At 36.8% G+C, this 21,635-nt stretch carries 24 protein-coding genes and 2 pseudogenes; 24 read left to right on the top strand and 2 right to left on the bottom strand.

What is annotated here, in order from left to right:
- Positions 1–65: 65 nt before the first annotated feature.
- The 3 genes from KHA93_RS11570 to KHA93_RS11560 are packed head-to-tail and all read left to right on the top strand — an operon-like array spanning position 66 to position 1,821.
- On the top strand, positions 66–371 hold the full coding sequence (locus tag KHA93_RS11570) for a hypothetical protein (RefSeq protein WP_213110865.1): 306 nt from the start codon (positions 66–68) through the stop codon (positions 369–371).
- Between the two features lie 12 nt (positions 372–383).
- Positions 384–656, top strand: coding sequence for a phage holin (locus KHA93_RS11565; protein WP_213110864.1), 273 nt, complete (start codon positions 384–386; stop codon positions 654–656).
- Positions 657–711: 55 nt separating this feature from the next.
- Positions 712–1,821, top strand: a complete 1,110-nt coding sequence (locus KHA93_RS11560) for a glycoside hydrolase family 25 protein (RefSeq protein ID WP_213110863.1) — start codon at positions 712–714, stop codon at positions 1,819–1,821.
- Positions 1,822–1,846: 25 nt separating this feature from the next.
- On the opposite strand, the gene KHA93_RS11555 is transcribed toward KHA93_RS11560, so the two are convergent.
- Positions 1,847–2,197: a hypothetical protein gene (locus KHA93_RS11555; RefSeq protein ID WP_213110862.1), complete on the bottom strand. Its 351-nt coding sequence runs from the start codon at positions 2,195–2,197 to the stop codon at positions 1,847–1,849.
- Between the two features lie 151 nt (positions 2,198–2,348).
- Positions 2,349–2,585 (bottom strand): hypothetical protein, encoded by a 237-nt coding sequence (locus KHA93_RS11550; protein ID WP_213110861.1) that lies wholly within the window; start codon positions 2,583–2,585, stop codon positions 2,349–2,351.
- Positions 2,586–2,690: 105 nt separating this feature from the next.
- Here KHA93_RS11550 and KHA93_RS11545 point away from each other — a divergent pair, with 105 nt between their 5' ends.
- From KHA93_RS11545 to KHA93_RS11445, 21 genes and pseudogenes are all read left to right on the top strand, one after another.
- Positions 2,691–3,026, top strand: a complete 336-nt coding sequence (locus KHA93_RS11545; RefSeq protein WP_213110860.1) for a YolD-like family protein — start codon at positions 2,691–2,693, stop codon at positions 3,024–3,026.
- A gap of 143 nt (positions 3,027–3,169) precedes the next feature.
- A complete protein-coding gene (locus tag KHA93_RS11540) occupies positions 3,170–3,367 on the top strand; it encodes a hypothetical protein (protein ID WP_213110859.1) in 198 nt (65 codons plus the stop codon).
- Between the two features lie 97 nt (positions 3,368–3,464).
- Positions 3,465–3,908, top strand: a complete 444-nt coding sequence (locus KHA93_RS11535) for a hypothetical protein (RefSeq protein WP_213110858.1) — start codon at positions 3,465–3,467, stop codon at positions 3,906–3,908.
- Complete coding sequence (locus KHA93_RS11530; RefSeq protein ID WP_213110857.1) at positions 3,898–4,491, top strand: hypothetical protein; 594 nt, start codon at positions 3,898–3,900, stop codon at positions 4,489–4,491. The genes KHA93_RS11535 and KHA93_RS11530 overlap by 11 nt, the downstream gene beginning before the upstream one ends.
- 346 nt (positions 4,492–4,837) lie before the next feature.
- A complete protein-coding gene (locus KHA93_RS11525) occupies positions 4,838–4,984 on the top strand; it encodes a hypothetical protein (protein WP_213110856.1) in 147 nt (48 codons plus the stop codon).
- A 343-nt stretch (positions 4,985–5,327) separates the two neighbouring features.
- Complete coding sequence (locus KHA93_RS11520) at positions 5,328–5,570, top strand: hypothetical protein (protein ID WP_213110855.1); 243 nt, start codon at positions 5,328–5,330, stop codon at positions 5,568–5,570.
- 695 nt (positions 5,571–6,265) lie between these two features.
- Positions 6,266–6,406 (top strand): YrzI family small protein, encoded by a 141-nt coding sequence (locus KHA93_RS11515; RefSeq protein ID WP_213110854.1) that lies wholly within the window; start codon positions 6,266–6,268, stop codon positions 6,404–6,406.
- Between the two features lie 187 nt (positions 6,407–6,593).
- Positions 6,594–6,830 carry a glutaredoxin family protein gene (locus tag KHA93_RS11510; protein WP_213110853.1) on the top strand — a complete coding sequence of 79 codons (237 nt, stop codon included), beginning with the start codon at positions 6,594–6,596 and terminating at the stop codon, positions 6,828–6,830.
- A gap of 128 nt (positions 6,831–6,958) precedes the next feature.
- Complete coding sequence (locus tag KHA93_RS11505) at positions 6,959–7,990, top strand: sugar-binding transcriptional regulator (protein WP_213110852.1); 1,032 nt, start codon at positions 6,959–6,961, stop codon at positions 7,988–7,990.
- Between the two features lie 162 nt (positions 7,991–8,152).
- Positions 8,153–9,160 carry a type I glyceraldehyde-3-phosphate dehydrogenase gene (gene gap, locus KHA93_RS11500; RefSeq protein ID WP_213110851.1) on the top strand — a complete coding sequence of 336 codons (1,008 nt, stop codon included), beginning with the start codon at positions 8,153–8,155 and terminating at the stop codon, positions 9,158–9,160.
- Between the two features lie 108 nt (positions 9,161–9,268).
- Positions 9,269–10,453, top strand: coding sequence for a phosphoglycerate kinase (locus tag KHA93_RS11495; protein ID WP_213110850.1), 1,185 nt, complete (start codon positions 9,269–9,271; stop codon positions 10,451–10,453).
- Between the two features lie 15 nt (positions 10,454–10,468).
- The gene (gene tpiA / locus KHA93_RS11490) at positions 10,469–11,224 is read left to right on the top strand and encodes a triose-phosphate isomerase (RefSeq protein ID WP_213110849.1); all 756 of its coding nucleotides are present in this window, start codon (positions 10,469–10,471) and stop codon (positions 11,222–11,224) included.
- Positions 11,224–12,762: a 2,3-bisphosphoglycerate-independent phosphoglycerate mutase gene (gene gpmI / locus KHA93_RS11485; RefSeq protein WP_213110848.1), complete on the top strand. Its 1,539-nt coding sequence runs from the start codon at positions 11,224–11,226 to the stop codon at positions 12,760–12,762. Before tpiA ends, gpmI begins: the two co-directional genes overlap by 1 nt.
- Before the next feature lie 34 nt (positions 12,763–12,796).
- On the top strand, positions 12,797–14,086 hold the full coding sequence (eno, locus tag KHA93_RS11480) for a phosphopyruvate hydratase (RefSeq protein WP_213110847.1): 1,290 nt from the start codon (positions 12,797–12,799) through the stop codon (positions 14,084–14,086).
- A gap of 122 nt (positions 14,087–14,208) precedes the next feature.
- Positions 14,209–14,442, top strand: a complete 234-nt coding sequence (gene secG, locus KHA93_RS11475) for a preprotein translocase subunit SecG (protein ID WP_213112887.1) — start codon at positions 14,209–14,211, stop codon at positions 14,440–14,442.
- 361 nt (positions 14,443–14,803) lie between these two features.
- Positions 14,804–15,550 (top strand): alpha/beta hydrolase, encoded by a 747-nt coding sequence (locus tag KHA93_RS11470; RefSeq protein ID WP_213110846.1) that lies wholly within the window; start codon positions 14,804–14,806, stop codon positions 15,548–15,550.
- A gap of 21 nt (positions 15,551–15,571) precedes the next feature.
- A complete protein-coding gene (gene rnr / locus KHA93_RS11465) occupies positions 15,572–17,908 on the top strand; it encodes a ribonuclease R (protein WP_213110845.1) in 2,337 nt (778 codons plus the stop codon).
- A gap of 99 nt (positions 17,909–18,007) precedes the next feature.
- Entirely contained in the window at positions 18,008–18,475 is a 468-nt protein-coding gene (smpB, locus tag KHA93_RS11460; protein ID WP_213110844.1) for an SsrA-binding protein SmpB, read from the top strand.
- 426 nt (positions 18,476–18,901) lie between these two features.
- Positions 18,902–19,215: pseudogene (locus KHA93_RS11455) on the top strand (carbohydrate ABC transporter permease); the annotation flags it as partial.
- A 28-nt stretch (positions 19,216–19,243) separates the two neighbouring features.
- Positions 19,244–20,911 (top strand): extracellular solute-binding protein, encoded by a 1,668-nt coding sequence (locus tag KHA93_RS11450; RefSeq protein WP_213110842.1) that lies wholly within the window; start codon positions 19,244–19,246, stop codon positions 20,909–20,911.
- 552 nt (positions 20,912–21,463) lie between these two features.
- A pseudogene (locus tag KHA93_RS11445) lies at positions 21,464–21,635 on the top strand (sugar ABC transporter permease); the annotation flags it as partial.

Genomic DNA, 21,635 nt, shown 5'->3' with positions numbered 1-21,635 from the left:
TATTGTATAAAAGTTTGGGGGTCACATTTCCCTCCATAAGAGGAGGTTAAAAGGTGGATGCGCATATGCAGCTATTAGAACAAAATGTAAAACACAATACGGAAGACATCCGAGAGGTCAAAAAAAGGCTGGCAAGGGTGGAGAATGATGTGCATGATCTAAGAACAAACCAACAAGTGTCAAATCAAAGCTTATCGCATGTAATGGACACTCTTTCTGATTTAAAGATAGGATTTAAAGAGTTGGATAGTAAAATGGATGCAAGTAATATGGAGCAGTTAAAAGAATACAAGAATGCCGTTTGGAAAGTCGGGGCCACAATCATTGCAACTGTGATTGGTGGCTTTTTATTATTTTCGTTTGGATTATAGGAGGTTTTAAAATTGAGAAAAATCAATTGGAAAGTGCGCTTTAAACATAAAAACTTTATCATTGCTCTCTTTGCGCTATTAGCATTGTTGTCCCAACAAATATTGATGTTATTTGGCATTGAAATATCAAAAGAACTAAGCGCGCAACTTGTAGGAATATTTAACACAGTATTGGCTATATTGGTGCTTCTTGGAGTCGTGGTCGATCATACAACTGATGGCATAGAAGATTCTAAACAAGCCTTAGGTTATCGAAAACCAAAATCAGATAGTGATTACATTTGAGTGGCGAGCAATCGTTGCTCTTTTTTATTTATTAAATATTAGGGGGAAAATATAAATGGCTTTAATTCTCGATATATCTCACCATCAACCACCGTCCAGTATTAATTATGATAAGTTAGCAAAGCAAATTGATTTAGTCATAATCCGAACACAGTATGGTTCTAACACTATTGATAGACATTATAAGACACATCATAAAGAGTTTCAAAAACGTGGTATTCCGACAGCTGCATATGCATGGATTAGGGGAGCTAGTGTGGCTGATATGGAGAAGGAAGCAAGTGAATTCTATAACCGCACTAAAGAATTTAATCCGGTGTTTTGGTTCCTTGATGTTGAAGAAAAAACAATGTCTGATATGAGAAAAGGGACAAGTGCTTTTTTAAGGAAATTACGTTCTCTTGGTGCTAAGAATGTAGGAATCTATGTAGGCCATCATCTCTACAAATCTTTTAATCTCGACTTATCAGAAGCTGATGCGGTGTGGATCCCTCATTATGGTTCTAATAATGGTACAGTAAACAGCAAACCTGCTTACCCTTGTGACATTCACCAATACACTGATAAAGGTAGACTAGATGGATATGGAAGTTACCTTGACCTAAACCGAATCCTTAGTGATAAAAAACTGGAATTCTTTACTGGAGAAATAAAAGAAGTGGTAAAAGAAGAAAAACCAGTAACAAAGCCAGTTGAGCCTGTAATTCAACCACCGAAACAGTCAGATAAACCGAATTATGCCAATGCACCAAAGCTAGGGAGTACTCATCGTGTTACAAAAGATACTCCTGGATATCTGACAGCTGCAGATGCTAAGTCAGGTAAAAATAAAAAGACCACTGTTAAAGTGGGGAATTACTTTGTTTATAACACTGCTGACGGTATGATCAACGTAACCACAAAGAATGGAACTCCGGGCTCTTGGATTAACCCTAATAACGCTAGCGCTGTTGTTGATGTAATTGTTGAGAGTAAACTTACACAATCTAAGTTTAAAGTAGCTCAAAAGGTAAAGATTAAATCAAGCGCTAAAAAATACTCGAGATCCACTGCAACAATTCCAAATCAATATAAAAATAAATCACTTACCATTCAGCAAGTTAGCAATGATGACGTACTAATTAAGGAACTTTACAGTTGGGTTAAAATATCAGACTTACAATAAAAAACGCCCGCTTAATTGCGGGCTACTAGCTTGTTTGTTCAAATAAAATCGATTGGCAATGTTTACATTTAGTTGCATTTGTTTTGATTCTTTCTTTGCATTGTGGACATTTCATTGTAAGTAATCTTCTTCTTTCGAATAGATAAATTACTATAATAGCTGGAACATAACGAATAATAGTCTGGTCAGGAGAAAGTCCCCAATAATCTCCCCAAAAAATGGCGAATATAATAGTGAATGTTAGTGTAATATTAAGTATTTTATTGAAGCTCCATCTATACCTAGTAATTCCTCCTACAGCTAAAATAATAATCGAAAAGACTATATACGCACCGACTAATGAACCTAATATTATTCCAATCAATTCTAATATCATACTCCGCACTCCTTTATACAATTCATCTATGAATTATTTTCTACATCACCACGAATTTCCCCTTTTTTTGAAAGGTTTTATATTAATTTGACATAATACGATGAACTTGAAATGAAAAATTACGACCTATCATAATATAGACAGGTCGCAATTATTTTACCAATTTTAGTATATGTGTAAAAACAAATGGAGTTATATCATCTTCATTAAATACTACTCTTTCAATCTTCTCATTCTTTTCCAATCCTCGTTGTAATTGCTTGATAAAAAGATTAGCAATTTTTATAGCATCCTCTTTACCATTAAAATCATCTGACACAATGAACATTTCACTTTTCTTTTTAGTAATTCCATATGTGGCAATATAAAAGTCAATTGATATACGCATAATATGACCTCCTAAAAACATTGTATCATTTCCTAGTTGAAAAGGAATGTATGTTTGCATATAATAATTTCGAACGAATGTTCTTATTGATAGGGAGGATAAGAAATGGACATTAAAGACCGCGGAATGAAAAAATGGCATGGCTTTATGATGCCCGAGCATATTGGTCATTTACATGAAATGTGGGAAGAATATGAGAAAGAAAAAAAGCCAATTCTGGATGAATATCAATTAAGAGAAATTGATGAAAAGTTAGCTGCAGCAAACGAGTTCAATCTTCCGGTTATTTTTGAATTATGGATAAATGGATTTTTTGAAGATGCAGAGGGCAGAGTACATAATATAGATAGCTTGAATAAAACTGTTTGGATCACTGAATGGAATGGAGATTTAAAAAAGATTAAGATGGACGATGTGGTTGGTGTGGAATTTAAAGATTAAAAATGGGAATAATATAAACTCATCTAGGAGTTGTGTACACCAAGAAAGCCCTGTTCAAATGAACGAGGCTTTTATTTTTTTGTGGAATAAATCGGTATCACCAGTAATACCATTTATTAAATAAGCCCAAGGAGGTGTAAAGATTGAGTAAGAACAAAAGAGTTAAACCAGTTTCTTTTAATATTACAAACGAAGAAGACCAAACAATGTTGGAGCATCTTAAAGACAGTAATTTTAGCGGATATGTAAAGAGCCTGATTCTTGCTGACATTAAAAGAAAACAGACTTTAAAGCATGTAAAAAAGACTGAGGGAGGAGGTCTGAAAATCATAGTGGGGTAGTAACATCCTCCTCCCCCCACCGAGACCAGAAGACCAATAGACCAAAAGACCATGGGATATTAGGAGGGGGAGAGGTAAAAAATCAGGAGGGGAGACCTTGAATACACTATTCGGAAGAAAAACTCTTCCAGTTCGCCCAAAAGCAATTAAACAGAATTTTAATCAAGAACAACCCAAAAAAAGAAAAAAGAGATCAGATGCTAAAAAAGATATTAAATTCAAGTTATCAAATGAGGATAAAAAATCTCTTCAAAGAAAAGCAATGAATCATATGTTGTCCTTAACTGCCTTTGCGAGTTTGATTGTTGAAAATGATTTATTGAGAGATAAAGAGTATCAAGATTACGAATATGATAATAACGGTGAGTTTGTTCATGTAGTTCTAAAAGAAGGTGACTTTAATAATATTCAATCATTATCAATCGAATGGGGTATTTCTAAAAGAAGGGTCGTTCACAGAATAGTAAAAGAGTATTTGTGGATAGTTAGCGGCGGTTATACCATTAATACCTACAGAGAGGGGCGTAGACGTGAAGTTTAGTCAAATCGATGTAATTGGCCAGGAGCGATTTATTCTTTTTACTAGAAAGCAAACGAAGGGCCTTAGCTTGTGGACGAAGATAATGAATTCATACCACAATCCAAGAAACCCGACGCATACATTTTCATTCTATGTGCCGCATTATCTTTATATACGATCTGTATCGTTTTGTGATGATGTCGCTGAAATGATTGATAAAGATTTTACCACTAACCATTTGGCAAAAATATTGTATGTGGATTTTCTAAGTTACTTCAAAAGGAAAAATGACCTCCACGATATTTACAGTAGGCTTACCGTTCGAGATTTATCGCCAGCTGCTATTAAACCGTATCAAAATGAAGAAGCGACAAAAGGAATACTATTTGAAGAAGTTAGAGGTTTTGAATTGATAGAAACCCATCTGGAACATCGGCTTGCTTTGAAGGGTGAATTTTTATTGCGGGATATGATGGAGATTTATCAAGACCATACTTTTACATTAGAAAACATTTTAGAAATTGTCTATTGTGATTTTGTGGAAGACTATAGAAAGGGGCTCATAAAGAACCCCATTAATAAAATAGTACAATATATAGGGTAGAAATTATTTACACATAATTTACACATAATTTTATGAAAACCTGATTATATCAAGGTTTTAGAGTCATACATACACGTCCTCCGAGGGCGTCACAAAAAGCCAATGAGTTCCTATGTTTGTATTGAGTTTGATACAAGCATAGGAACTTTTTCGTTTGGGTGCTTTTCATTCGTGTGTATCACGCACGTTGCGTATATTAACCCATTCAGGGTCTAGACTGTTTCTGAGAGATTGATAGTAGGAAGTACTACTAAAAAATATATTACGTAATATTAACACGTTATTAATGTTTGCCAAATATAAAAATGCTATGTTAAATCTATATTATTGAAATGAGGTGCTTCAAATGTTTGAAATGATCTTTAAACTATTTAAAGATACAGATTCAAATTCCGAAGAGACTCAGAAAATCAAACAGAAAAAAGTGAAAAACAAGGAAGAAAATGATTATCCATATAAAGACGAGCAAGAAGATAGACACTACTTTTATTAAAAACTGTTGGATAAATTAAGTAGAAGCATTTCATATGAGAATCTCATATGAGATGCTTTTTTGTTTTTTTAGAGAGAGCTCAGGAAGAGGGAAAAAATTGAGGGAATGATTATTGAATTTTACTCACATTTTTTTCCTAAAGGACCATTGGCCGTCGTTTTTGTTTAGATTTCGGTCAACAAGAAATAACGAACGAAAGGATCAGGTTTATAACACTTTGAATGAATTCACGATAATGGTTATCGGAAAATTTTATGACATAAAAGATAGATTGCCTTTAAGGTAAGAGCCGTTTCAGACGGGACGGGCTATCCATAAAAATATAAAAAGGGGGTGTATAAGAATGTTTGAAGTATATCACGTTATGATTATCCCATTGATTTTAGGACTTGTAGAACTATGCAAAAGGGCGGGAGTGAAAAAGCGCTATTTACCTTTTATCGCTTTGCTACTAGGTATCGTCATAGGTGTTGTCTACGTCACCAACTTTAATTTAAAGCAGGGGATTATTGTTGGGGCAATGCTAGGCCTGTCAGCCTCTGGTTTATATTCAGGTACTAAAAACACTATGGAGAGTGACGAGTGATCGTTGCTCTCTTTTAACATATATTTTTGGACAAGGTCGCATGGGGGATGTCGAAGGGCTAACATTGTTCAACGTTTTTCCAATAATTCGGTAACACTCATTTTTTCTTTTCGCATTCAGCAAAATCCAAGGTCCATACACTTGTTCAACTATATTGAAAGCAAACTTAGATTCACTAGGATACCACATTACAGTATTTTTATCTTTATCGTTCAGGCGTTTCCTTAAGTCTTTAAACGAAGGATCAACAATTACTTAGAATTGTTCTTTATAGGTAGTTCAAAACTTTGTTTTCCCAACCAAAAAGATAGTTAGGTATTTTATTTTAGATAAATATTTTCAAAACCTGTTTACAAACATATTTTTCTTGGTTATAATTACCATCGTAAGTAAAAATTTCTAAAGGAGGTCGAATGAAAAATGAAAACAGCTAAATTACTGAATCCAGTGCAATTAAATAATTTTATGAATTCGACCTACGGGGAATGGACTGCTTAATTTTTATTTATTAATTAAAAAATATCCGTGCCGCAGGGAGAATTATGTCCCTGCGGCTTTTTATGCCCTTTTAAAGCCGCAGAAGAAGTGTCTTCTTGTGGCTTTTTTTCGTGTACACTGCCGCAGAAGCCATTGTCTTCATGCGGTTTTTTTGTGCCATTTTTGGATATAAATGATTTTTAAGGAGGTGAATAATAATGACATTAAATATTATATTTTTTACAATCACAATAAAAAGACGCCATATTACGCTTGAAGAAGCTCTTCATCATCAAAAAATTGAGAAGATGTATGATGAAATTAAAGATCGTCAAATCGCAATGTATCGTCCATACTAATTTTTTATCAAAATAAATAATGAAAGGTGGTTTTTACAATGATTTTTCTAATGCAAGGTCGTCAGTCAATTTATGGGGTTTATACAGATAGTACCTAGATTTTTCCTCCTCTTTCTGAGGGGGATTTTATTTTTTTAGACTGTTATAATAAAATGTAAAATATAAATTCTAAAAGGAATGTGAGCACATGGAAGTCATCTTTTATACTCGAAATCGTTGTCCACTTTGTGTAGACGCAAAATTGATTCTGCAACATCTTCAGAAAGATTATCAATTTCAAATCATTGAAAGAGATATTGATACGAGTGATGAATGGACGGAAAAATTTGGTATAATGATTCCTGTTATTGAAATTGAAGGTGAAATCATTCAGTATGGTATGATAGACACGTTAACAATTGAGGAAAGATTAAATCATTTATGATTTGAAAAAAATGTAATCGAGTGATAAAATAGGAAATAGCTATTAAGCCATTTTTTTTACTGGTGATGGGACGCAATATGTCTTACTGGGACATATTTTGACCCTGTGGTTTAAAAGGAGCCAATATTATGCACTCATTATTAAAAATTCAAACTCAAATCGTGCCTGATATGCTTTCTGTTATGCAGAAGCGTTATCAGATTCTTCGTTCAATCCGTTTAACCGAGCCTGTCGGACGAAGGACTTTAGCTGATATGCTTGGCATGACTGAACGAGTTCTTCGCAGCGAAGCAGAATTCCTTAAAGCCCGCAATCTTATTAGTATTAAAACGGCAGGGATGATGGTAACTTCTAAAGGAATGAAGCTGCTGTTGGAGCTGGATGAAATGATGAGAGAGATCACCGGTATTAGTGAAATGGAGAATAGCTTAAAAAAAATACTTGGCGTTAGTAAAGTTGTCATTGTTCCAGGAGATAGTGATGAAACTCCCCTCGTTAAAGAGGAGATCGGAAAAGCAACTGCGGATATATTGAGTAGTTGTCTTGATAAGGAAAATATTATCGCTGTAACTGGTGGAACGACAATGGCGTGTACCGCCGAAATGCTTTCAAGTGATATTGGAGAGGGCAGAAAACTCCTTTTCGTTCCAGCTCGTGGAGGAATTGGAGAGGATGTAAAAAACCAAGCCAATGTCATTTGTGCTACAATGGCAGAAAAGACTGGCGGCTTACATCGTGTGTTATATGTTCCTGATGAAGTAGGCCTTGAGGTATACCATTCTTTACTTAAAGAACCTACTATTACAGAAGTTTTAGACATGATTAAGTCGGCAAATATTGTTCTTCACGGGATTGGCGATGCCTTAACAATGGCTGGAAGGAGAAGAACGAGTAAAACAGCCATGAAAAAAATAATAGATGAAAATGCAGTTGGTGAAGCGTTTGGCTATTATTTTAACGAAAATGGGGAAATAGTACATAAAGTACCCACTATTGGCATGCAGATTTCCGATTTGGAGGATATACCTTTTGTCCTTGCAGCTGCTGGTGGCAAATCAAAAGCAAAGGCTATTCGGGCATATATGAAAGGTGCACCGAAAACTACGATTCTTATTACAGATGAAGGCGCCGCATCAGAGTTTTTAAAGGGGCATCCGTAGATGGCAGTCGGCATTATTCAAATCAATATTTTGTCAAACGGCTTTCTCGATGGATCCTTTTAAATATATGGCTTTGTAAAAGCTCCTTGTTGATTTAATCAACAAAGAAGTGTATCAGAGCCAAAAATAAAATAATGTTTGAAATTAAAGGAGGATATTAACATGGCAGTAAAAGTTGGAATTAATGGCTTCGGTAGAATTGGAAGAAATGTTTTCCGTGCAGCACTAAATAATCCAGAAGTGGAAATTGTAGCAGTAAACGATTTGACAGATGCGAATATGCTTGCTCACTTATTGCAATATGACACTGTTCACGGAAAATTAGCAGAAAAAGTATCTGTTGACGGTGACACAATCGTTGTAGGCGATCATCGTATTAAAGTTCTTGCTGAACGCGACCCTGCGCAACTTGGTTGGGGCGACCTTGGTGTAGACATCGTTGTTGAGTCAACTGGTCGTTTTACAGATCGCGACAATGCTGCAAAACATCTTGAAGCAGGAGCTAAAAAAGTCATTATTTCTGCACCAGCAAACGATGAAGACATCACAATCGTTATGGGTGTTAACGAAGATAAATATGATGCAGCAAATCATCATGTACTTTCAAACGCATCATGTACAACTAACTGTCTTGCTCCATTTGCAAAAGTATTAAATGACAAATTCGGCATTGTACGCGGTATGATGACTACTGTACATGCATATACAAATGATCAACAAATTCTTGACTTACCACATAAAGACTATCGTCGTGCACGTGCGGCTGCTGAAAACATCATCCCTACATCAACGGGAGCTGCAAAAGCTGTAGCACTTGTACTTCCTGAGTTAAAAGGTAAACTTAACGGTATGGCAATGCGTGTTCCTACACCAAACGTATCAGTTGTTGACCTTGTAGCAGAACTTGAAAAATCAGTAACTGCTGAAGAAGTTAATGCAGCGCTTAAAGAAGCAGCTGAAGGCGAATTAAAAGGTATTATGGCTTACACTGAAGAGCCGCTTGTATCAACAGACTTCAACGGCGACACTCATTCTTCTACTATCGATGCATTATCTACGATGGTAATGGAAGGCAATATGGTAAAAGTTCTTTCTTGGTACGACAATGAAACTGGATATTCCAATCGTGTCGTAGACCTTGCTGCTTACATTGCAAAACAAGGTTTGTAAGAAACACACGAATCATTGGAAATTCTCAGTGTGAGACTTATAATGGAAAATGGGGAGCGGGATCCAATCCCCTCTCTTTTTTCATAGTGAAATAAGGAGGATAGCGCGATGGAGAAAAAATCAATTAAAGATATTGACGTAAAAGGGAAACGTGTATTTTGTCGAGTAGACTTCAACGTTCCAATGAGTGATGGAAAAGTAACAGATGATACACGGATCAGAGCGGCGTTGCCTACTATCCAATATTTATCGGAGCAAGGCGCTATCGTCATTTTGGCGAGTCACCTTGGAAGACCAAAAGGTGAAGTAAAAGAAGAACTAAGGCTTACTCCAGTTGCAACTCGACTTAGTGAATTATTGAATAAAAAAGTAGCGAAAGCTGATGAAGCATTTGGAGAAAATGTAAAAGAACAAATTTCTAGCTTGCAAGAAGGGGACGTTATTTTACTTGAAAATGTTCGTTTCTATCCAGGCGAAGAAAAAAATGATCCTGAACTAGCAAAAGCATTTGCTGAGTTAGCAGATGTATACGTCAATGATGCTTTTGGAGCCGCACATCGTGCCCATGCCTCAACAGAAGGAATTGCAAAGTTTCTTCCATCAGCAGCAGGATTCTTAATGGATAAGGAATTAGAGGTTCTCGGAAAAGCTCTTTCCAATCCTGAACGCCCATTTACAGCCATCATTGGCGGTGCAAAAGTTAAAGATAAAATTGGCGTTATCTACAATCTCCTTGAAAAAGTTGATAATCTTATTATTGGCGGAGGACTTGCTTATACGTTTATTAAAGCTCAAGGCCATGAAGTAGGTAAGTCACTATTAGAAGAAGATAAAATCGATCTTGCTAATTCTTTTATCGCAAAAGCGAAAGAAAAAGGCGTTAATTTTTACATGCCAGTTGATGTAGTTATTGCCGATGATTTTTCAGTAAATGCCAATACACAAATCGTATCCATTGAAGAAATCCCATCAGACTGGGAAGCTTTGGATATCGGTCCAAAAACTCGGGAACTTTATAAAAAAGTGATTCAGGAATCTAAGCTAGTTATTTGGAATGGACCAATGGGTGTATTCGAGTTGGAACCATTTGCAAATGGAACGAAAGCCATTGCTGAAGCACTTGCAGAAGCTAAAGATACATACTCTGTCATTGGAGGCGGTGACTCAGCGGCAGCGGTAGAACAATTTGGACTAGCTGATCAAATGAGTCATATTTCTACAGGTGGCGGTGCTTCTCTTGAGTTCATGGAAGGGAAAGTATTACCTGGTGTCGCTGCATTGGATGATAAATAGAAAAGGATGAAAAAAATGCGAAAACCAATCATTGCCGGTAACTGGAAAATGAATAAAACGTTGCAGGAATCTTTAGAGTTTGCTAATGAAGTAAAAGATAAAGTTCCTACAAAAGATAAAGTAGATTCTGTTATTTGTTCACCAGCATTATTTCTTGGACAATTAGTAGATGTCCTTAAAGGAACGGACGTTGAAGTTGGAGCGCAAAATATGCACTTTGAAAAAAGTGGAGCTTTTACTGGAGAAATCAGTCCAGTTGCTCTAAAGGATCTAGGAGTTTCTTATGTGATTCTTGGCCACTCTGAAAGAAGAGAAATGTTTGCTGAAACGGATGAAACAGTTAACCAAAAAACACATGCAGCATTCAACCACCAATTAATTCCCATCGTTTGTGTAGGTGAAACATTAGAGCAAAGAGAAAACAATGAAACAAAAGAGCTTGTTGAGAAACAAGTAGAGAAGGCATTACAAGGCTTAACTGAAGATCAAGTAAAAGAAACAGTTATTGCATATGAGCCGATTTGGGCGATTGGTACTGGTAAATCATCGACTTCTGATGATGCAAACGAAGTGTGTGCCCATATTCGCCAAGTGGTTGAGAAAAACTTCTCCAAATCAGCGGCTGAAGCTATTAGAATTCAATACGGTGGAAGTGTAAAACCGGAAAACATTAAAGAATATATGAATCAACCAGATATTGACGGCGCGCTCGTTGGCGGTGCAAGTTTAGAACCTAAATCATTCCTTCAATTACTGGAGGCGGCTATATAATGAGCAAAAAAGCACCTGTGGCACTAATCATCCTTGATGGATTTGGCTGTCGTAAAGAAACGATGGGGAATGCTGTAGCTCAAGCGAAAAAGCCTAATTTCGATCGTTACTGGAATACGTATCCTCATAATCAACTTACGGCATGTGGTGAAGCGGTAGGTCTACCGGAAGGACAAATGGGAAACTCCGAGGTAGGACATTTAAACATTGGTGCAGGACGAATTGTGTATCAAAGCTTGACACGTGTAAATATCGCCATCCGCAACGGTGAGTTTGAAAAAAATGATACTTTTCTTCAAGCTATCGAGCATGTGAAGAAAACAGGAAAGAAATTACATCTTTTCGGCTTGCTTTCCGATGGTGGAGTTCATAGTCATATAAGCCATCTATGGGCACTTTTGAAGCTAGCTGCCGACGAAGGTGTGAAAGATGTCTTTATTCATGCCATTTTAGACGGTCGTGATGTTAGTCCGCAATCAGCTGAAAAATATTTAAAAGAAACACAGGACAAAATAAAAGAATATGGTGTTGGCCAATTTGCTACCATTTCCGGACGTTTCTATTCAATGGATAGGGATAAACGTTGGGATCGTGTAGAAAAAGCCTACCGTACAATGGCATACGGAGAAGGCCCGGTTTATTCAGATCCAATGGATTTGGTAAAAGACTCATACAATCATGGAATCTTTGATGAATTCGTTATTCCTTCTGTGATGATTGATGACAATGGAAAGCCTATTGCCACTGTAGATGATGAAGATGCGGTCATTTTTTATAATTTCCGTCCTGATCGTGCGATACAACTTTCCAATGTTTTTACAAACAAAGAGTTTACAGCGTTTAATAGAGGAGAAAACTATCCTAAAAACCTCTACTTTGTTTGTATGACCCATTTTTCTGAAACTGTGGACGGCTATGTAGCATTCAGAACGGTTAATCTTGATCAAACCTTGGGTCAAGTAATATCAGACAATGGGCTATCACAACTAAGAATTGCTGAAACGGAAAAATATCCACACGTTACCTTTTTTATGAATGGTGGAAGAGAAGAACCATTCCCTGGAGAACAAAGAATTTTAATTAATTCTCCAAAAGTTGCTACCTACGACCTACAGCCAGAAATGAGCGCGTATGAAGTGACTAAGGCTCTATGTGAACAAATTGAAGATGATCGATTTGATGCGATTATCTTGAATTTTGCCAATCCAGATATGGTTGGTCACTCTGGAATGCTTGAACCGACTATAAAAGCGATTGAAACAGTTGACGAATGCCTTGGAAAAATTGTGGACTTAATCCTTTCAAAAGGCGGAGCTGCCATCATTACAGCAGATCACGGAAATTCAGATGAAGTGGTCACGCTTGAAGGGAATCCAATGACGGCTCATACAACTAATCCTGTACCTGTTATCATCACCCAAAATGATGTAAAAGTAAGAGATGGCGGGATTCTTGCCGATCTAGCTCCAACAATACTTGATTTATTGAATTTAGATAAGCCGAAAGAAATGACAGGAACTACACTAATTGAGAAGTAATTATTCTAAAAAATATTATTAAGGAGAGATTTTCATGCCATTCATTACTCAAGTTTATGCTCGCGAAGTACTAGACTCCCGCGGTAATCCAACAATTGAAGTTGAAGTATACACAGAATCAGGAGCGTTCGGACGCGCTTTAGTTCCAAGTGGTGCTTCAACAGGTGAATACGAAGCAGTTGAACTTCGTGACGGAGACAAAGGTCGTTACCTTGGTAAAGGTGTAGAAAAAGCTGTTAACAATGTTAATGATATTATTGCTGAAGAAATCATCGGATTTGACGTTACAGACCAAGTGGGTATTGATAAAACGATGATCGAACTTGACGGTACAGATAATAAAGGAAAACTAGGCGCGAATGCTATTCTAGGTGTGTCCATGGCAGTAGCAAGAGCAGCAGCAGATTTCTTAGGTCTTGAATTATATCAATACTTAGGTGGATTCAATGCGAAGCAGCTTCCTGTTCCAATGATGAATATTGTTAACGGCGGCGAGCACGCAGACAATAACGTTGATATTCAAGAATTCATGATTATGCCTGTAGGAGCTCCTACTTTTAAAGAAGCATTACGTATGGGTACGGAAATTTTCCACAGCCTTAAATCTGTATTAAAAGACAAAGGTCTTAATACAGCTGTTGGTGACGAAGGTGGATTTGCTCCAAACTTGAAATCCAATGAAGAAGCTCTTGAAACAATCATGGAAGCTATCCAAAAAGCTGGTTACAAACCAGGTGAAGAAGTGAAATTAGCGATGGACGTAGCATCTTCTGAACTTTACAGCAAAGAAGATGGAAAATACCACTTAAGTGGGGAAGGAATCGTAAGAACTTCTGAAGAAATGGTTGACTGGTATGAAGAGCTTGTCAGCAAATACCCAATCGTTTCCATTGAAGATGGCTTAGATGAAAATGACTGGGCTGGCCACAAGCTTTTAACTGAGCGTATCGGTAAAAAAGTTCAACTTGTCGGCGACGATCTTTTCGTAACTAATACAGAAAAACTTTCTCGCGGAATTGAAGAAGGAGTAGGAAACTCTATTCTTATTAAAGTAAACCAAATCGGTACGTTGACAGAAACATTTGATGCAATCGAAATGGCGAAGCGCGCAGGCTATACAGCGGTTATCTCCCACCGTTCTGGTGAAACAGAAGACAGCACAATTGCGGATATTGCAGTTGCAACAAACGCGGGACAAATTAAAACAGGTGCTCCTTCCCGTACAGATCGTGTAGCGAAATATAACCAACTTCTTCGTATTGAAGACCAATTGGCAGACACAGCTCAATATTTAGGAGCTAAAACATTCTACAATATTAAGTAATCCATGAGATAGGGCCAGTTTTCAAACTGGCTCTTTCTTTTTAGCTCTTGTACAATTGTATATATTTGTGATACATTTATTGTATCTTCTTATGTTCGTTCCAGGGGGTGTACGTTAAAATGTTGCATACATTAGCAATCACTTTATTAATTATTGTTTCTATTGGACTTATTGGTGTTGTTTTATTACAGTCAGGAAAAAGCGCTGGACTTTCTGGAGCAATTTCCGGTGGAGCGGAGCAACTATTTGGAAAGCAAAAGGCGCGCGGAATGGATCTTATTCTCCATCGTATTACTGTCGTGTTGTCCGTATTGTTTTTCCTTTTAACGATTGCTGTTTCATTTCTTTCAGTATAAAGAATGTAACCTGGTCTTAAAATGAGGCCGGGTTTTTCTTTTTTTTAGGGTTAAGTGCGAGAAATGAAAACAGATAGCTGGAATTCGTACTCGATACGGATAATACGAGAAGGAAAAATGACAAACCTGGGATTTCGTTCCCGAATCAGTCCAATGCAGGAAAGAATTGTGACAGATCTCGGATTTCGTTCTCGGAACGGTCCAATGCGGGAAAGAAAAGTGCCAAATCTCTTATTTTGTTCTCGGAATGAATTCGAGCAGGGTAAACTAAAAACCAGCTAAAATCATATTTCTGGATTGTTCCCCGACACTTTGATAAAAATAAACTATATTAACTAACTAGAATAGCAGGTGTTACAAAATGAAAATAAAACCGCCTCAGCCTTTTACGTTTGAAGCAGGGAAGAGAGCAGTTCTTTTACTACATGGATTTACAGGAAATAGCGCAGATGTGAGAATGCTCGGTCGCTTTCTTGAAAAAAATGGATACACAAGTCATGCAACACAATATAAAGGCCATGGAGTCCCACCAGAACAATTAGTTCATACTGGTCCAGATGATTGGTGGAAAGATGTGATGGACGGCTATCAATTTTTAAAAGAAAAGGGATATGAAGAAATTGCAGTCGCAGGTCTTTCATTAGGCGGGGTTTTTTCTTTGAAACTAGGTTACACTGTACCTGTAAAGGGAATAATTCCAATGTGTGCACCTATGTATATTAAAAGTGAAGAAGTCATGTACGAAGGTATTTTAGATTATGCTAAGGAATATAAACGGTTCGAAGGAAAGTCGGAAGAACAAATCGCTGAAGAAATGAAGCATTTCCAAAAGACACCGATGAATACGTTAAAATCACTTCAAGATTTAATCGCTGGAGTTCGCAAAAACGTTGACATGACTTATGCGCCTCTTTTCGTAGTTCAAGCACGAAACGATAACATGATTAACGAAAATAGTGCAAATATTATTTATGAAGAAGCTGAATCTGCACATAAAGACATTAAATGGTACGAACACTCGGGGCATGTCATTACACTTGGACCGGAGAAAGATATGCTGCATGAAGATATACTGCATTTTTTAGACGGGCTTGACTGGTCTGTATAGTCGTACAAGGAGGACAGAAGGATGGAAGAACTGGATTTCGAAAAAATTTTATCATATATGAAAGAAGAAGCGTATAAACCACTTACAGTACAAGAATTGGAAGAAGCATTTGAAATTACGGATGCGAGTGAATTTAAAAATCTTGTAAAAGCGCTTGTGCAAATGGAGGAAAAGGGACTTGTTGTAAGGACGAGAAGTAATCGCTATGGTCTCCCAGAAAAAATGAATCTTGTTCGCGGTACACTTTCTGGACATGCAAAAGGGTTCGCTTTCCTTATACCAGACGAAGTGGGTCTCGACGATATTTTCATTCCACCTCATGAAAAAAATGGTGCTATGCACGGTGATAGTGTTTTAGTGAGAGTTGCCAATGATACATCTGGCTCGCGACGTGAAGGAGCAGTCATTCGAATATTAAAACGTGGATCTGAGGAAGTCGTTGGTACATATGTTGAAAGTCGTAATTTTGGTTTTGTCATTCCCGATGATAAGAAAATTGCCGATGATATTTTTATTCCGAAAAATGCAAGTATGGGTGCCATTGAGGGGCATAAAGTAGTCGTCAAGATTACGGCATTTCCTGAAGAACGAAAAAATGCTGAAGGCGAAATCATTCAAATTTTAGGCCATAAAAATGATCCAGGCGTCGATATTTTATCGATTATTCATCAGCATGGACTTCCACTCGCGTTTCCTGAGGAAGTATTGGAACATGCTAATAGTAACCCTGATACAGTAGATGAAAATGATATACCAAATCGGCGTGATTTACGTAATGAAGTCATTGTAACGATTGACGGAGCAGATGCTAAGGATTTGGATGATGCTGTGATGTTAACTAAATTGGATAATGGGAATTACAAGCTTGGTGTTCATATTGCAGATGTGAGTCATTATGTAAAAGAAGGTTCTCCTATTGATCGAGAAGCGTTTGAACGTGGTACAAGTGTTTATTTAGTCGATCGCGTCATACCGATGATTCCTCATCGCTTATCTAATGGGATTTGTTCACTCAATCCAAAAGTCGACCGTTTTACACTCTCTTGTGAAATGGAAATCAACAATCATGGAGAAGTCGTCAACCATGAGATTTTCCAAAGCGTTATTAAAACAACGGAGCGGATGACGTACTCTGATGTTAATCATATTTTGATTAATAAAGATGAGGAGCTAAGGGCGAAATACGAACCACTTGTACCGATGTTTGAATTGATGGAAGAATTGCAAGGAATTTTACAAACAAAAAGAATGAAACGTGGCGCAATTGATTTTGATTTTAAAGAGGCAAAAGTAATTGTGGATGACGAGGGAAAGCCAACAGACGTTTTAATAAGAGAACGATCTATTGGAGAAAGAATCATTGAAGAATTCATGTTAGTGGCAAACGAAACAATAGCCGAGCATTTTCACTGGTTAGATGTTCCTTTCATTTATCGAATTCACGAAGACCCAAAGGAAGAGAAACTACATCGATTTTTTGAATTTATCACAAATTTTGGCCTAGTAGTTCGTGGAACAGCTAACTCCGTCCACCCAAGAGCGTTGCAAGAAATAATTGAAACGGTGGAAGGTAAGCCGGAAGAAATGGTAATTTCGACTGTTATGTTGCGATCAATGCAACAAGCTAAATATAATCCGGAAAGTATAGGGCACTTTGGGTTATCTACAAAATTTTATACCCATTTTACATCTCCAATTCGTAGATATCCGGATTTAATCGTGCATAGATTAATCCGCACTTATTTAATCGAAGGAAAGTTGGACGAGGCTACTCGTGCAAAATGGCAGGCACAGCTTTCTGAGATTGCTGACCATTCTTCAAAGCGTGAGCGTCGTGCTGTAGATGCTGAACGTGATACAGATGAAATGAAAAAGGCAGAATTTATGGAAGATAAAATCGGCGAAGAGTTCGATGGGATCATAAGCTCTGTAACGAATTTTGGTATGTTTGTTGAACTTCCTAACACGATTGAAGGTCTTGTACATGTCAGTTATATGACGGATGACTATTATCGTTACGATGAACGCCACTTGGCGATGATTGGCGAGCGGACTGGTAATATTTTCAGGATCGGCGATGAAATTACAGTTCGTGTCATCAAAGTAAATAAAGAAGAACATGATATTGATTTTGAAATTGTGGGAATGAAAAAAAATCGTAGACGTAATGATGAAACTCCACAAACGAAAATTGTTAAACTTAAATCAGAGAAAAATTCTAAATCACCATCTAAAGGTCCTCAAGGATCAATCGAAGATGGGGAATGGTCTACAAGACCGCCTAGAAAGAATAAGAAAAAATCCTACGAAAATTCACCAGCTAAAAATCGGAAAAAGCGTAGTAGAGGCAAGCGTTAATAAGCGCAATGGAATCCTAAAAGGTTGGAAGTTACTTCTAACCTTTTTCAATTTCATGTATAATATAAGACGAATTCAGTGAACCAAGGGGGAAAAACAATGCCAAAAGGAGCAGGAAAGTTAGTTGCCCAAAATAAAAAGGCACACCACGACTATTTTATTGAAGATACGTACGAAGCAGGGATTGTCCTTCAAGGTACTGAAATAAAATCTATTCGAGCGGGAAAGGCAAATATTAGGGACTCTTTTGCAAGAATACAAAATGGTGAATTATTTTTACATAATGCCCATATTAGTCCATATGAACAAGGAAACCGTTACAACCATGACCCACTTAGAACAAGAAAGTTATTATTACATCGTAAGGAAATCAATAAGCTGATTGGGGAATCAAAAGAGCAAGGATACTCTATCATTCCTTTGAAAATATATTTAAAAGATGGTTTTGCAAAAATATTAATAGGACTCGGAAAAGGGAAAAAGAAATATGATAAACGTGAGGATTTAAAACAAAAAGAAGCGAAACGCGATATAGAGAGAGCTTTCCGAGAAAGACAAAAAATGTAATATCGATATCGATTACTAGTTATAACGCAAGGTCTTAGGCAATAATGCCTAAAGTCCTTGCGTTTTTGTATTTTCATTTTTAAAAATATATTGACTATTTGTTACACCAAGTTTAAACTGATAATAACAATTATTAGTAATTTACAGAATTCTTGTCAAAAAATAGAATATTTTATTGCAATTTATGTAAAAGTTTTGCTGTCAGGATTCTTGAAAGGGATTTCATGTCGAAACTATGAAACTTGAAAAAATTTTACATTCGACATGAACATGCTTAACTCTTCATTTTTAGAGTAGGAAATTTGGACAAGCTTTTACTATTATTTTTTCAGAATAAAAGAAAGCGTTTTAATAACTGATTTTTTTGAAAAGGGAAAGTTTAGTGTGGTTTGATCTCTACGGAGATTTGGACTTTTTCTAATACATGTTTATCACTGGAATGACTGGTTTTCACCGAGCATCTACATTTCGGAACAAAACTATTGCCAATCCAAACGATGCTACAGCAACTTCTTAGCTCCAACATTAAGACGGAGCAAATGGCACAGACAGATTCAATGACTGTAGCACATATGCAGAAACTAAAATCTGGTTCAAGCAAATCCCTATCGATGTTGACCATGATGGTCGCAACGTTTCCGATCATCTTTGTGTACCTTTTCTTCAAAAAGTATTTCGTTAAAGGGGTATTGGTCGGCTCTTTGAAGGGAAATCAAATTGTTTTAAAGCGCAAGCTTTAAATATAAAAATAATCAAGGGGGAAAAGTAATGAGAAACAAAATGAAGTTCTTGACTTTATCTTTAGTTGCTCTGCTTATGGCCTTTAGTGTACTGTCCGGCTGTTCAAAAAACAGTGCTGGTGGCGATAGTAAAGGCGACGACAAAGGTGGATCGAAAGATTCCGGCAGTAAGAGTAGTGAAGGCTTTGTACTTGGAGAGGATGAATTAGAATATACAATGTACGGTCACTATGACTGGTACACAATGCCAAACTGGGGCGAAGATGAAGCAACAAAGTGGATTAAAGAAAACAAAAAGGTTAACGTAAAGCCAATCAGCTCCGGTGGTAACGCTGCACAAAAGTTCAATACAATGATCGTTGGTAACGAGCTTCCAGATGTCATTTGGCTAGAACGTGATGCGGATTTGGACAGACTTCGTGAAGCGGATATGCTCGTTCCGCTTGATGAGTATATTGACAAATATCCAAACATTAAGGAATGGGTTGGGGAATCAACTCTTAACATTCTTCGTGCCGAAGATGGACATATTTATACGATCCCTAACTGGTATACAACACAACCAAACGGTAACACAGGTTATGTCGTAAATGAAAAAATTTATAAAGAACTTGGTTCACCTAAACTTGAAACTACAGATGATCTTTATGCTTACTTGAAGCAAGTAAAAGAAAAATATCCTGATATTATCCCATTTGAAGCAGGCCAAGGGGATGGAATTGAAGTTCTTTACTCCGCATTTGGAGAAGGACACCCTAACAATTTCCCAGGTATGCGTGCTGTACCTAATGGTGATAAACTAACATCAATCTTTGCAGACCCTGTATACAAAGAATCAATGTTATATATTAGTAAGCTATATCGTGAAAGACTTATTGACCAAGATACTTTGACTCAAACGTCTGACCAAGTAAAAGAGAAGGTAACTACTGGTAGATTTGCAGTTTATGCAGGAAGCAGTCCTACTGAAAATGCAAGCTTTGCGCATACACAATTGAAAGCCCAAGATCCAGATGCAGGTCTTAAAATGATTTGGCCAATCCATAAAGAAGGATTGAACAAAGAAAATATCACTCCTGGAACATGGAATCAGCTTGGCTGGAACGTAAGTGTTATTACAAAAGCAGCTAAAAATCCTGAAGCAATCTTTGCTTTCCTTGACTGGATGGTAGGTCCAGAAGGTCAACGTACTGTTTTCTGGGGCCCAGAAGGCCTATATTGGGAAGGAACACAGGCTGTTGAAGGTATTGCAGAAGCACCAATATTTACTGATAAATATTTATCAGATGTTGAAGGCCTTTCCAAGTTGATGAATACAACGGATGCCTTCCAATGGGTCGGAAATACTGTTTATATCGATAAATCTAAAACAGCATTTGAAATGACATTGCCAGAAGAACAACAAAACTGGGAAACTAGATATCAAATGAGTATTACATGGAAAACGCAAGCGAACTCTACCGAATTCGTTTATCTTAACCCACTTCCAGAATCTGAAGAAGGAATAATCCAACAACGTGTGAACGATATCTTTGACGAAGCAAGAGCAAAAGCGATTCATGCGAAGAACGATGATGAAGTTATAAAAATCCTCGATCAAGCAGAAAAAGATGCTCAAGCTGTTGGATATGACAAATTGTTAGAATTCAAAACTAAGAGATGGCAAGAGAATAAAGAAAGAATGGCTGGTAAATAATAGTAAATAAGGGCCACATCAAACAAAGAGTGTCAGTATACTGACACTCTTTGTTTGATGTGGCTCTTTTTAAAGAAACTATTTATTTTGGATCATTCTGATTTTGTTTTACAAAATTTCTTTGTTTTCAACAAAATTCTACAATTCTTTAAAGTACATATTGACTATTTGTTACACCAAGTTTAAAATGTTAGTAACAATTGCTAGTATTTTTCTTTGTTTTTGTAAAAAAGTAAAGAAGGTTATTACTTTAGTAAGTAAAGGTCTTTTGTACTAGGATGATAAAAAAGATTTAAAAGTTAAGCTATGAAACAATAAAATAGGAAAATTGGCACATCTTGATGTAAGCGCTATGCATCACCAATTTTTTAAAGGAGGAAACTTGAACAAGCAATTCATTTTATTTATATGTGAAAGTAAGCGTTTTTAAGTTTGAATTTTGCTAAGATGCAAAAACATCAAGAAATAATCGGGGGAGACGTTATGGAAAAGGCAGTTGCAAATAAAAATGTCGTAATCGTGCCAAAGAAGAAATCAGTCTTCTTTAGACTGATGAGTCAGTGGGAACTCCAATTGATGGTAATTCCTGCCATTATCTTCGTCTTTATCTTTAGTTATATTCCGATGTACGGAATCATCATGGCGTTTAAGGATTACAACATATTCAAGGGGATTGCGGAAAGTCCTTGGGCGGGTTGGAAACATTTTAATATGTTCTTTACCG

It is taken from the genome of Lederbergia citrisecunda, assembly GCF_018343695.1.
GTDB lineage: Bacteria > Bacillota > Bacilli > Bacillales > Bacillaceae_C > Lederbergia > Lederbergia citrisecunda.
Note: the sequence above shows the minus strand (reverse complement) of the source record. Positions and strands in the feature narration are given on the sequence as shown.

Excerpts from the sequence above, each read along its gene's own strand:
- KHA93_RS11570 (WP_213110865.1), top strand. The coding sequence starts at position 66 with ATGCAGCTATTAGAACAAAATGTAAAACACAATACGGAAGACATCCGA.
- KHA93_RS11560 (WP_213110863.1), top strand. The coding sequence starts at position 712 with ATGGCTTTAATTCTCGATATATCTCACCATCAACCACCGTCCAGTATT.
- KHA93_RS11555 (WP_213110862.1), bottom strand. The coding sequence starts at position 2,197 with ATGATATTAGAATTGATTGGAATAATATTAGGTTCATTAGTCGGTGCG.
- KHA93_RS11550 (WP_213110861.1), bottom strand. The coding sequence starts at position 2,585 with ATGCGTATATCAATTGACTTTTATATTGCCACATATGGAATTACTAAA.
- KHA93_RS11545 (WP_213110860.1), top strand. The coding sequence starts at position 2,691 with ATGGACATTAAAGACCGCGGAATGAAAAAATGGCATGGCTTTATGATG.
- KHA93_RS11525 (WP_213110856.1), top strand. The coding sequence starts at position 4,838 with ATGTTTGAAATGATCTTTAAACTATTTAAAGATACAGATTCAAATTCC.
- KHA93_RS11520 (WP_213110855.1), top strand. The coding sequence starts at position 5,328 with ATGTTTGAAGTATATCACGTTATGATTATCCCATTGATTTTAGGACTT.
- KHA93_RS11515 (WP_213110854.1), top strand. The coding sequence starts at position 6,266 with ATGACATTAAATATTATATTTTTTACAATCACAATAAAAAGACGCCAT.
- KHA93_RS11510 (WP_213110853.1), top strand. The coding sequence starts at position 6,594 with ATGGAAGTCATCTTTTATACTCGAAATCGTTGTCCACTTTGTGTAGAC.
- KHA93_RS11505 (WP_213110852.1), top strand. The coding sequence starts at position 6,959 with ATGCACTCATTATTAAAAATTCAAACTCAAATCGTGCCTGATATGCTT.
- gap (WP_213110851.1), top strand. The coding sequence starts at position 8,153 with ATGGCAGTAAAAGTTGGAATTAATGGCTTCGGTAGAATTGGAAGAAAT.
- KHA93_RS11495 (WP_213110850.1), top strand. The coding sequence starts at position 9,269 with ATGGAGAAAAAATCAATTAAAGATATTGACGTAAAAGGGAAACGTGTA.
- tpiA (WP_213110849.1), top strand. The coding sequence starts at position 10,469 with ATGCGAAAACCAATCATTGCCGGTAACTGGAAAATGAATAAAACGTTG.
- gpmI (WP_213110848.1), top strand. The coding sequence starts at position 11,224 with ATGAGCAAAAAAGCACCTGTGGCACTAATCATCCTTGATGGATTTGGC.
- eno (WP_213110847.1), top strand. The coding sequence starts at position 12,797 with ATGCCATTCATTACTCAAGTTTATGCTCGCGAAGTACTAGACTCCCGC.
- KHA93_RS11470 (WP_213110846.1), top strand. The coding sequence starts at position 14,804 with ATGAAAATAAAACCGCCTCAGCCTTTTACGTTTGAAGCAGGGAAGAGA.
- rnr (WP_213110845.1), top strand. The coding sequence starts at position 15,572 with ATGGAAGAACTGGATTTCGAAAAAATTTTATCATATATGAAAGAAGAA.
- smpB (WP_213110844.1), top strand. The coding sequence starts at position 18,008 with ATGCCAAAAGGAGCAGGAAAGTTAGTTGCCCAAAATAAAAAGGCACAC.
- KHA93_RS11450 (WP_213110842.1), top strand. The coding sequence starts at position 19,244 with ATGAGAAACAAAATGAAGTTCTTGACTTTATCTTTAGTTGCTCTGCTT.